At 46.6% G+C, this 11951-nt stretch carries 10 protein-coding genes and 1 riboswitch; of the genes, 3 read left to right on the forward strand and 7 right to left on the reverse strand.

Going from position 1 to position 11951, the window contains the following annotated elements; genetic code table 11:
* Nucleotides 1-192: 192 nt before the first annotated feature.
* Nucleotides 193-273: riboswitch (cyclic di-GMP riboswitch) on the reverse strand.
* Nucleotides 274-323: 50 nt separating this feature from the next.
* On the reverse strand, nucleotides 324-1205 hold the full coding sequence (locus MKX46_RS17610; RefSeq protein WP_029514677.1) for an AraC family transcriptional regulator: 882 nt from the start codon (nucleotides 1203-1205) through the stop codon (nucleotides 324-326).
* Between the two features lie 594 nt (nucleotides 1206-1799).
* On the opposite strand from MKX46_RS17610, the gene MKX46_RS17615 reads away from it, so the two are divergent.
* Nucleotides 1800-3056, forward strand: coding sequence for a DUF445 domain-containing protein (locus MKX46_RS17615; RefSeq protein ID WP_069290903.1), 1257 nt, complete (start codon nucleotides 1800-1802; stop codon nucleotides 3054-3056).
* Nucleotides 3057-3089: 33 nt separating this feature from the next.
* Nucleotides 3090-3470, forward strand: a complete 381-nt coding sequence (locus tag MKX46_RS17620; protein WP_029514679.1) for a TIGR02328 family protein — start codon at nucleotides 3090-3092, stop codon at nucleotides 3468-3470.
* Between the two features lie 102 nt (nucleotides 3471-3572).
* Here MKX46_RS17620 and MKX46_RS17625 read toward each other — a convergent pair whose 3' ends face one another.
* Complete coding sequence (locus MKX46_RS17625; protein WP_029514680.1) at nucleotides 3573-4247, reverse strand: NAD(P)H-dependent oxidoreductase; 675 nt, start codon at nucleotides 4245-4247, stop codon at nucleotides 3573-3575.
* Nucleotides 4248-4435: 188 nt separating this feature from the next.
* Between MKX46_RS17625 and MKX46_RS17630 the strand changes: the two genes are divergently transcribed.
* Nucleotides 4436-4819, forward strand: a complete 384-nt coding sequence (locus MKX46_RS17630; protein ID WP_023986690.1) for a winged helix-turn-helix transcriptional regulator — start codon at nucleotides 4436-4438, stop codon at nucleotides 4817-4819.
* Between the two features lie 99 nt (nucleotides 4820-4918).
* Here MKX46_RS17630 and MKX46_RS17635 read toward each other — a convergent pair whose 3' ends face one another.
* The 5 genes from MKX46_RS17635 to MKX46_RS17655 form a co-directional block, all read right to left on the reverse strand.
* A complete protein-coding gene (locus tag MKX46_RS17635; RefSeq protein ID WP_341071546.1) occupies nucleotides 4919-6166 on the reverse strand; it encodes a stalk domain-containing protein in 1248 nt (415 codons plus the stop codon).
* 239 nt (nucleotides 6167-6405) lie between these two features.
* Nucleotides 6406-7152: a YcnI family copper-binding membrane protein gene (locus tag MKX46_RS17640; protein WP_341071547.1), complete on the reverse strand. Its 747-nt coding sequence runs from the start codon at nucleotides 7150-7152 to the stop codon at nucleotides 6406-6408.
* 31 nt (nucleotides 7153-7183) lie between these two features.
* Nucleotides 7184-8902: a copper resistance CopC/CopD family protein gene (locus MKX46_RS17645; RefSeq protein WP_341071548.1), complete on the reverse strand. Its 1719-nt coding sequence runs from the start codon at nucleotides 8900-8902 to the stop codon at nucleotides 7184-7186.
* Nucleotides 8903-9179: 277 nt separating this feature from the next.
* A complete protein-coding gene (locus MKX46_RS17650) occupies nucleotides 9180-11030 on the reverse strand; it encodes a bifunctional diguanylate cyclase/phosphohydrolase (RefSeq protein ID WP_341071549.1) in 1851 nt (616 codons plus the stop codon).
* Nucleotides 11031-11311: 281 nt separating this feature from the next.
* A complete protein-coding gene (locus tag MKX46_RS17655; RefSeq protein ID WP_341071551.1) occupies nucleotides 11312-11905 on the reverse strand; it encodes a DUF5317 domain-containing protein in 594 nt (197 codons plus the stop codon).
* Nucleotides 11906-11951 lie beyond the last annotated feature (46 nt).

An 11951-nucleotide genomic window follows, 5' to 3' on the forward strand; every position in this document is an offset into this window, starting at 1 on the left:
CCAAGTGATTCTCCTATTCATCGTAATATGGCAATGCTTCGTTCGAAATTAGTATATTCAGCATGCTAGGCTGACATGACTATCCCAATAGAAAAAAAAGCCCTGATCATAGCGATCAGGGCTTTTTTCGAGATAGGCATAGCAAATTGTGGTGGATCTATGTAAAAAAGGGCATAATAAAAAGCTCGTTCATCTGGTAGCTGGCTGCCATCCGGATAGGAAGGCCCTATAGTTTTGCGTCACTGCCTTTCGACAGCTTTGCCATTAACTTGAATAGCTTGTGCGTCTATCATCTATCAAACTGGTTTCATGTAACCTCTCATTTACAGCTTGGAACGGTTCCCCCACTTTTTGCGGAAGGAATGAGGTGTTTCTCCTACATGCTCCTTGAACAGGTTAATAAAATGGCTCGTATTGGGAATACCTACGTACCTTGCGATATCCACAATGGACATGTCACTGGTTTTAAGCCAGCTTTGAGCGGCCGTGATACGGACATTAATGAGATAATCAATCGGAGAGAAACCGATCTGCTTTTTGAAATTTTTAGCCAGATTAAACTTGTTTAATTCAAACATATCTGCCAGCGAGTCCAGTGTTATTCGCTCACAGTAGGACTGATCCAAATATTGCTGTACCCGACGTACTTCGCTGAGGGTTTCAGCATTCACATGCTGGTGATCATAGGGATGCTGCAAGATGCACATCAGTATTTCACCAATGAGCCTGGACGTTAGCAGTTCAGCGGAAAGACTTCTGTCAGACTGCCCACAAATCAGAGCATGCAGTTTGTCCAATATAATATACGGATTATGCATGGATATTACCGGTTTATTATGCTTGGCAAATTGTTCGTAAAAGTTTCCGATCAGGTTGCCGTACAGGTATAAGCTGATAAACTCCCAGGCTTCATGACCGGAGGTGCTATATTGCACATACTCCTCACAATTAATAAAAAACAAATCATGAGGCTTTAAAATATATTTCTTGTCCCGGTATAGTAATTCTCCCTTACCAGACAACGTAAAAACAAGCAAAAAAGAGGCGAGTTCTTTTCTTTCCACCGTAAAAGCAGAAGTTTTTTGGAAGTAGCCTAATTCCTGAATATATAAAAGGGATTGCTTGGCAAAAGCGGAGGGAGTGCGCACAATTACGACAGGTTCGCCGTTCCAGAGGCCCTCGTTGTTTTTTTGGTCTGTTGTCATATTCAATTCCTTTACAAAGAAGCAATTTTATCTAGCTTATCTTGGTTTGATTTAACCAATATATAATGGCTGATTAAACATGATTTACTATATATAAAAGTTTATTTTATCACATGAAATATGTCTATATATCAAAATATGTTTGTAAGTTTTATAGAAGCCTCGCTCTTATGGACATCTAACCTGATCGTCCGTATAAAAGGTCGAATATTGTTGAAAGAATTCTGAGGTCATCATGGATTCAAATCCTTTCTGGGGTCAAAGATAGAATTAGTGCTGAAAAAGATATCTTACATGCCCATTCAACTTTTCCCTTCACTTCTCCTTTCGGTTTAAGAAATTTAGGACTTGGTTCTGATAAAATGGTTCGTAAGGCTTATTATTAAAAATGAGATTTTGGGCCTAGTGTTGTGATTTAGTTCACGAACATGAATGTAAAAAAGAGAGATATATGCATAAAAAATTACGCAAAAAGTGGCCTTACGCGTTTCATCAAGAGTGCTTTCAACTTTGGAAATGACACGGGCAATGATATGATGGGTAATACAGGTATAGTGCTTTACTTACTCGACAGTCAGTTTGGAGGATTACAGGATGGGAAAACCCAAAAATACGAAAACCGCAGCGGCTTGGTCGCTTGTTATTCTAGGGGCAGGCTTTGCAGCCACATTGCCCTTCCAGCAATATGGCTGGGCTCGTTTGTTAGCCGGAGCTTTTGAGGCAGGACTTGTAGGGGGACTGGCGGACTGGTTCGCTGTCACTGCTTTGTTCCGTCATCCGCTAGGCATTCCGATACCACATACCGCGCTGCTTCCTAAAAATAGGGACAAGCTCACAAATGCCTTGGTGAGTACGGTGGAAAATAACTTGCTAAACAAAGACAGCATCGCGTCTAAAATTGCAGATATTCGTTTGGCCGATTTGGTGCTGGGTGGTGTGGAAAAAGGTTTGCGCACGCCGGAGGCGGCGGCATCCATAGATGTTCTTGCCAAGCGGCTCGTCCAGTCGCTCCCGCTCGCGGAATTGGCTCCGGTCATCGTGGCAGAGCTCAAGCGGCAGATGACTGACTTTGACGCCGGACCGCTGCTGGAGGCGCTTGCTCGTCAGACCAGCGAGAAGGGTTATGATCGCCGCGCGCTGGATTACACGCTGGAACAAGCCGAGTCCTGGCTTTTGCGACCCGAAACGGGCTATACGCTGGGTACCTTAGGTATGCAGGCTGTCAGCGGTTTGCAGGTGAGCGGACTGATGCAGTTTGCCTTGAACGCATTCCTCGGCTATCTGAACGAAGAGCGTATGGGTGAAATGATTCGTCATTTTTTGCTGGATCAGGTAGCAGAACTGCAACGGGAAGAGCACCCGCGCCGTCAGGCCGTGCTGGATGGTCTAAGAACACAGGTGACCCGATTGGCGACGAAAGATACGGTTCAGGAAGGGTTGAACGGCTGGAAGGATAGCCTTGTTGAAGCCTGGGAAGGTGATGCGTCGGTGCTGGGAAAAATGGAGGAACTGCGTATACGCTTATTGGACTACATGGAAGACGGAAGCTATGTGCAGACCTATATTTTACCGCTATTGGATCGAATGTTGACTGATTTAAGAGGGAATACCGAGCTGCTGGACAAGATTAATGTGCGAATTGTGGAAGGTATTACTGGACTGGTGGAAGCCAACCATAGTCGGATTGGTAACTTGGTGCGCGAAAATGTAGACAAAATGGATAACAAATCCCTGATTGCACTGATGGAGGACAAACTGGGACAGGATTTGCAGTGGATACGTATTAATGGCGCAGTTACAGGCTTCCTGATCGGCATTGTGCTGACAGGTATCCGTATGCTAATCCAATAGATCAGAAAAAGCTACAGATAGGGTTGTGGAAGCATGAGGCTTTGGCATGAACATTTAATCGACAAGTTACCCCGTCCGCAACTGCTGGGGCAACATCGTGAGTGCTGTGCCCTGCGCGGGAATGGGTGGGGCAAGCCACACGCCACGGTGAATTATGTGTTCGATTATCACCCCATGCTGCTGGTGCGCTATCATAGGCTCATTATGGACGAAATGAAAAGCAGAGGGTACAATGTTGACCCACTATGGGAACAGCCTTTGTATCGCGGTAAGCAGTGTGAGCCTTGGGAGGCAGAGCTGGGTGAGGAACTGGCAGGCGCGGGTGCATATGTGGAGCATGACGATGAGTATATGAAGGAGTGCCTGGATAACCTGGCTTCCAAGGGGATTTTAATAGAAATTGAAGTGACCTAAAAAAGACGGGCTGTGGTAGGTTCATCATTCAGATGAAGTGCCGCAAGCCCGCTTTTTTGATGCTTCAATGTTCATCGTTTGGGAGAGAATCGGGATATTAGATTACAGAATCCAGCGTGTGACCTTTTCCAGGGGTTGTCTGGATTTTTCACGTTTGGGTTCATGAGCGCGATAACCGAAGGCAGCAATGACTGAAATATCGAGCAGCCCGTTCTCCAGCAGTCCTTCTTCCTCCAAAATGGCATGCACCTGATCGTAGTTAAAACCCTCAATCGGACAGGAGTCAATACCGATCTGAGCCGCCGCGGTCATCATATTGCCTAAGGCAATATAGGTTTGCTTGGAAGCCCAGTCAAATAGCGTACGTTCGTTTTCCAGCAGGTGTTGACTTTCACCCTGGAAAATCTTATAGCGGCCTGGCAGTGAGGCAAATTCCTCCTCAGACATACCTTTAACCTCTTTATACATATACTCCACGTAAGGAGAATCATAACGAACATCCTTGCGCGCCAAAATCAGGATGACGTGGCTAGCCGCAGGAATCTGCTTTTGGCCACCGCTGGAAACCGCAGCCAGCTTCTCTCTTAATGCCTGATTTTGTACAACTACAAACTGCCATGGTTCAAAACCGACGGAGCTTGGAGAAAGTCGCCCGGTTTCGAGAATGAACTGAAAATCCTCTTCCGGTATGATGCGATTGGGATCAAATTCTTTCGTGGCGTGCCTGAACAGAAAGGCGTCCAGAATTTCCTGTTTTTTAGCTGATGTATTAGACATAAAATGTACTCCTTTGGGTATGGGTTTAGTTGGTGCTCTATGGGTTTTCTGCTACTATAATGAGAGCTGATATCGAATATATAGTTATCATATAGAAAGTTTTTGCAGGGAACAAGTACGCACATATTTGTTTCTTGTCATACGTCTGAGGCTATTGGTTTACACATTCTACAGAAAGAAGGGTATACATGGCACAGGAGATGGAACATGCAGTTAGCGTTAATTTTGGATGTCCGGTAGCGAAAACCGTCGGGGTTATAGGCGGCAAATGGAAGGGAGTCATCTTGTATCATTTGACCACAGGACCGCGGCGCTATAACGAAATTCGACGGACCTTGCCTAATATTACACAGCGGATGCTAACCTTGCAGTTGCGTGAATTAGAGAGAGATGGCATTGTGCACCGTGAAATTTATAACGAGAACCCACCGCGTGTGGAATACTCGCTTACCCCGTTAGGAGATACGTTAAGGCCATTGCTGGATTTTATGAGAGACTGGGGGATCTTCTATGGAGAACAGGGTTGCGAGCCTGTGACGACAACTTCCAAATCAGGCAAGCACTTTTGTTAAAGGGAATGAAGAAAGCCCGCCAGATGATTTCATAGAAGACTCATAAGAAATCATCTGGCGGGCGAAATAAGGTCGGTTTTACTTGGATAAAATGTACACTTATTTAAACTCGATGGCTTCGTTCATCTGTGACCAGGCCGTTTCTCCAATGATGCCCAAGCGCCAGATAGCGATTCCTTTGAGGTCATAACGTTTGGCTAAACCGATCTTGGCGTTAACGGTGCTGTCTTTTTCGCTACCCATCGAAATCCCCAAAATGAGCTTGTCCCGCGAGGTTTCCTTCAAGGCCAGTTGGATGGCTTCATCCACTTTTTCCAAAGGCTCAGGTGTAGCCTTTTGTCCGTAATCATAAGCCATGATGATCAGATCGTCCGCCAGATTGCCCAGCGTTTTGTAGTCATAGCCAGAGTAAGAGCTGTTCAGCGGATGCAGAACGACGGTGAGCTTGAGCCCGGCCTGATGCGCTTTGGTCGATAGCTTTTTAATAAAGGTGTTGTAGTCTGAACGAGCTTTGGCTTTGTCGCCGCTCCAGCCCAATCCTTCCAGGTCTAGCGTAATGCCTTTAAATTGTTTGTCGGTGGCGGTGCTGACAATTTGGGAAATGGTTTGTTCTTGAAGCTGCGCATTTTCCAAAACTTTGGTCAGCTCGTGATTGCCATCTCCGGAATAGACCATCAGGTAAGGGGAAGTCCCCTGGCTGTCTGCCTCCTGCACAATGGACTCTGGCGTTACAGTTCCAGCGGCTTGAGGCCATTTGTATTCTTTGCCGTTTGTGGTAAATTGTCCGTTCGTATCAATTCGACTCCAGCCGAAGGCAACGACGTTAAAATCCGGTATTTTGGATTTTTGGTCAAAGGAAGACAGCGCATAGAAGCCTACTGTATACATCGATTCACGAGGCGATGTAATGGAGACCGTCCGTGTTCCCTGGTTCCAGTTCACCGTGGCTCCAAACTGCTGCCCGAAAAAGCCCAGCGGAATCATGGTGCTGCCGTGCACGGTTTGCGGAGCGGCTGTTAGTTGAACCGCTTGTCCGTCCACTGTGGCATTGCGGCTACCCATCTTTAGAATCACCTGCTTGGTAGCAGAACCTTGCGCTTTGGTAGCGGTGATGCTTTGGCTGGCTTGGTCCCATTTCACTGTAATGCCAAGAGCTTCAGAAATCGCACGAAAGGGAACCATGGTCGTGCCGTTCATCATGGCAGGTTGTACAGGGAACGGTAATGCATATCCGTCCAGCATAATGCTGATCTTGCCGGCTTCAGCTTGTGCCAAGGGGCTATAGATGCCCACTGTGGTACTCAGAAAAATAGCACTAGATAACAGAGCTTTATTTACGATTTTCATCCTATGATCTCCTATGCTCAATAGATTGCAATGCTATCATGTTAGAATCGTGAGGGTTCTACCTATTTTACCAAAAAAATGATAGAAAGGTGAATGTGAAATAATAGGATGAGATGAATCTGAGTATGTATTAAAGCTGACTATTAATCGTTTTCTTTCATACAAAAAAAGCTGACACCTTTTAAATAGGTATCAGCTTTTTCTTTTTAAAACGCTCTTAACTTTATACGTAACCCAGATTACTTGCGGCGCTTGAGTGCAATGCCGACAGCTGTGGCACCAAGAACGACTGCAATGATCGAGAGAACGAGTGCTGTCGTTTGTGCAGCAGAGCTGGCTGGAGCAGAAGCGGCAGGTGCAGCTTCTACAGCATTGTTCGAAGCAGGTGCGGGGTTGCTATCATTAGCCGTATCTGTGCTGGCGTGGCCTGCTGCCGTACCCGCCGAATCGTGTCCGCTGTCTGCGGCAGGGGCAGGAGTTGCGGACGTGGCATCCGCCGTGATTTCGGTAATGGAATGAGGATTGCTACTTCCTTCGTCGCCTGTCCATTCCACGATACTTCCGTCGCTGTAATACTGGAAGGCGTCCCAGGCTGCTGCGGTATTCTGGTCTGCATTTTGCGCTACAAAGCCGAAACGCTGATACTGACCTGCTTGAATGCCGTCTTTTTCAGTCGTCCAGGTCACGGTGGTTACTTTGCCAGAGCTGTCTTTTTCGGTGGCAACCTTCCAGTCCGGTACAGGCTCGTATTGTTTGAAGACGACCTCTTTCGGAATTTTCAAGGCGACTTTGGTGGTTGGAATGTTTTTTTCCACGGGTACTTTCAATGTGTACGTTTCCCACGCATTAGGTTGTGAAACAGAAGGCTTGACTGTCACATGTGCACTGGCCATACCTGCAAAAAGTAAGGCACCCGCTGCAATTAGACTCACAGAGGTCGCAAACCTAGAAAATCTGGATTTTGCTGTTTGAATCGTTGTATTCATATTCATTTCGCTCCTTTTAAGTATAAAATAATTATTTCTTACCGCCTACATGCAGGGTGAATTCAGCATCAACCGCATCGAGTGATGCCGTCAGAGCATGTACTTTTACCGCCCATGTTCCTTCGGAGGTCATCAATTCCTGACTGCGGAATGGCTGTTGCTGTTTCACAGGCAGAACAAATTCCTGTTGATCTTGGTCAGGGTCTGCTGGAGTGAGCGTTAATGTAACCTGCTGGATTCCTGAAACGGCAGCACCTTTGCTATCCTGAACGGATACCTTAAATTCATTGCTGCCCACAGCATTGGGACTGACTGCCAGGGTAACGTTATATTCGCCCGTAGTGTGCGTCTCCTCAAACGGTACAACAGGGGCCTGGCCGGGTGACAGGTGAGTGAGCACCGCAGTCAACAGCATCACGAGCAGGCCGACGGACAACTCGGCACGCAATCCCCCAGCGGCTTGCTTGCTGGGCGCCGCTTGCCGTGCGCTGCGGAACTGGCTGGCCGCGAAGGCCAGCATGACTAGCAGCAGCGCTGCCTTGCCAAGCAGAACGAGTCCATAGGACGTGTTCAGCAGCATGGAGGGAGCCGGAATGTACAGAACGGCTCCATATATACCGGTGGCGAGTAGCGCCGCCACCATGGCAATGCCCCAGCCGGCGAAGCGACGCAGGGCGGCTTGTCGCAGAGTTGCCCGCTCGGATACGGGCAACTCTGCTCCGGCTACAGGCAGGCACACGACCATGACGGCAAGTGAGCCGATCCAAAAGGCAGCTGCCGCGAGATGGACAAAGTCCGCTGCAATAGCCGGAGCTGGATGGGTAGCCGCTGCCGGATGACCGACAAAGGCCTTGGACAGCATGAGGCATAGCGTTAGGAGGGCCGAGCTGTAGCCCCAAAGACGGCGCTGGCGACTCGAAATGCTGTAATCCAGCGCGTAAATTAGCGTTACGCTCAAGAGCAGCACGAGAATCATCTGGATAAACCAAATTTGTCCGGCTCCAGTAAACTGGAGAGCTTCTCCCAGAATCGGGAGTGAGAAGCCCTCCCTGATGGAAACCCCGGCATCCCATGAAGCCTGAAGTGGCAGGCTGATCAGAATGGCGGCAGAAGTTATGCCGTAGCCGCTCCATAGCAGTTTATTCCAGCGGGGCGATGTTTTAAAGGGCCGCTGATTTTGCTTATGCTGTTCACTTTGATTCTTGTTTTGGCTTATGCTCGGTAAGATGAACAGCCGGAAACAAATCGCTCCAAAAAGCAGCGATAGTCCTATGTAAAGAAACCAACGGACAGCGATTAAGTCGATTCGTGATGTCCCTGAGCCTTCAGATGCGGCAGCTTGATGGGTAGGCGCATTGGAACCGCTGCCTACTTGAAATGGAATAACTCCATTAACCGGATGTCCGTCTGCGGATAAAGCTCTCCAACTAACAGAGTAAATTCCATTTTTCATCCCTGGGATCAATTGGATTTCCATGGTGGCTTTGTGATTCGGGTCAAGCTGTGCTTTTCCTGTGTCGACCCGCTTGCCTGTTTCGTCGGTCACTTTGATCGACATGAAGGCAGATTGCAAATCTTCATTGAAGGTAATGGTCACCTTAGAAGGCGGCTTGTCCAAAACCTGATTTTCGGTCGGACTGGATTCAATGACAAATGCATGAGCCCACGAAGAGTGAGGAAACAGGACCAGAAGGGGGAGACACAGCAATAAAAGACAAGCCACACGGGCTGGTCTGGACAGATACAACATGCTTGTGAAGTCACCTTCTCTCGATTACTTGAAGCGAGGATATCCCCATCTGTAACATTTTATACGGAGGATTTTGCAAAATCCTGACGGACAAACCCATTCCTATCTTAATCATAGTGCATATAGCGCGAATGGATGGAGCGAATTATGACATTTATATGAAATTTGAAATAATAAGCATTATACAAAATGCCAATCATATGAAAACCCCTAGCGTGGTTGAATTCAGGACGATTTCAACCACGCTAGGGGGAAAGAGGAAGAGCCAATGAAGGAATTAGAGCCCTGTTTCCATGAGATCCGTGAAAGCAGGTTGCTTATGTTGAATATAATGGATAAAAATAGCCGTTAGTTTGGGATCGAATTGGCTACCCGAGCAAGCACGTAGTTCTTCAATGGCCTCCTCGAACGTTTTGGTGGGTTGATAGGGACGCTCGGTTGTCATCGCATCAAAAGAGTCAATGATCGTCAGCATCCGACATAAAAGTGGAATTTGCTCGCCCTTAAAGCCAAACGGATAGCCTCCTCCGTCATAACGTTCATGATGCAGCTCCACAAAAGGAATCAAATCTGCGAATCGTTCGTTGGCTTCAACAATACGTTTGCCCCACATGACATGCGCTTGCACCATCTGCCATTCCTCACCGGACAGCTTCTCTTTTTTATTGAGGATATTCCAGGGAATCTCTAGTTTACCAATGTCATGAATGAGAGCTCCTAGTATGAAACGCCGCTTATCCTCCGGTCCGAGCTGAAGCACATCGCTCATGTCTGCTGCATATCTGAACACCCGTTTGGAATGCTTAAAGGTGTTAATATCCTTGTATAAGAACAAATTAAGCTGCTGCTCAAGATCACGAATATCCTGCCCCAGATCCACCTCACGCTCCACTTCATTTAAGCTTCCATGTGTATGAACGATGTTTTTGCCCTGTTTCTTGGCGTAGTACAGGGCTTTATCTGCCAGATCGACCAGCTGTGATTTGTCGTAGATGTCAATGCGGCTTTGGGCAATACCTGCGGAGAAGGACAGACAGCCATGTGGAAAAATTTCAACACCCTCATAACGAGAATCATTTAATCTTTTTCGAATAGCATTGACTATTTCATATGCTTGTTCAGCGGTATGATCGGGCATAAGCAGGGTGAATTCTTCTCCACCGTAGCGGGATACGGTGATGGGGGTGCCGGAGGTTTCCTTCTTAAGAAACTCACCGAGAAATCCCAGTAGCTGATCGCCTTTAAGATGACCGAAATGATCATTGTATTTTTTGAAATCATCAATATCAATCAGCGCCAGACTGAGGGGAGTATTCTCGGATCTCGATATATTTAATTCAGCTTCAAGTGTATTTTCAAAGTAGCTGTGATTGTATAGCCCTGTTCTGCGATCCATGTTGGCTTTTTCTTCGATTTCCCGATACAGCGTGAACATTTGCTTGAATGCGTGAGACAGGAGCATGCTTAGCCCAAGGAACAGCAAAAGTCCTAAAATGCCGTTGTAATAAATCAGTGTAGTCAATACCAAAGACAGAATGAGTGTACATAAGTATACGAGCAGGGATTCAGCCAAAAAAGCCTGTTTAAGCTCATTGAAGGACCCTTTGTATGCAATATAAAAGTAGATACCCAGTGTGATTGTGTTCACCGCAAAGTAGCAAATCAACGCCAGCAGGTAGGAAGCGAAATGATCTTGGTTTAAAGCTCCCTGCGTTCCGCCGCTTAGTTCAAATACTGTTGAAGACAGGAAAATGGAAAGGGCGTAAATAGAAAAATTGACGGTATGCTTCCACCAGGACAGCTCTGTGTGCCGGAATATAGCAATGATTACATTTAGCAGCAAAATCAGAATAGCAATCTCGGTGCCATGCACAAAAATACAAGCCAGATACACAGAGGAATCCATGGACTGCTTGTTACTGGCCGGTGGTAGCTGGAATGTAAAATGCTCCAGAATCAGAACTGCTCCCAATAGGGAATAGATCGTGACCCACTCTGTTGTCGTATAGTGCAAAAAGGACCATTGATTCGTATATAGGAGGACGATCACGCCTGCCAAACATATGAAAAACACATATATTCCCGTCGCGGTAACCCGTTCTTGCAGCTTTTTTATTATACTCATCATTTCTTCTCCTGCCTTGTCGTATCTTGATGTCAAAGCTACCAGGGGTGAATGGGATAATTTGCAATTTTGTAATCGAAAATTTCACATGAAAAAACAGGCCGGAATCCAGCCTGTTTTGTTGAGCCTGTGCTTCCTTTTTTCTTATCGGTGACTAGCCCCCGATTTTGTAACCGGAAGTCAAAGCAATTATGACAGAAGCTACGATAATAGCATTGATAATCACACGGGAGTATTTCAAGTTTTTCATAGGGTTCCCTCCCTTCCTTGGAATAAGATACACACTAGGCGTGGCGGGGATTGGTTTCTTGCTGCTTGTCCTTGGTTCTTTTCATGACCATAATGCTTTGGATAAACAGGAACATCCCGAAGTTCATGACAACATCTCCAATACTAATTACCTGCGTGCGAGGATAGGGCTTGGAGAGAGGAATAATGTCACCAAGCAATGATAAACGCGTGCTCGCATCCATCATGTAATGTTTCGAGATGACACTTCCGGATTTAAGCATATCTGTATAATAGGGACCCAGCACCTCCGAAGCGCTCAATGAGACCGGCATCCTGCCGCCATTCACCGCCATAACGATAAAATTCAACAATACGCCGATTATAATAAGCTTGAATCCCTTATGGTGTCTGTTCAACCAGAGAAATATCAATCCAACCACGTAGACTCCCATAAATAGATACCCGTTAATGGCTGCCAGCCCAGTCCACTTTTCCTGGAAATAAAAAATAATCAATTGTACCAGCAGCAGCACAGGGAACATCCAGCCGGCTATAAGGCGAACTTGACTGAAACGGATCAGACCTTGCCGCCAGCCTCCTCTGAACAGACCTACAATGAGACCCAGTAGTACTCCATCATAGACCATTATCATTCTCCAGATTCCACAAATTTTTTGTTTTGGTTACCGTATA

It is taken from the genome of Paenibacillus sp. FSL P4-0113, assembly GCF_038009305.1.
Lineage (GTDB): Bacteria > Bacillota > Bacilli > Paenibacillales > Paenibacillaceae > Paenibacillus > Paenibacillus polymyxa_D.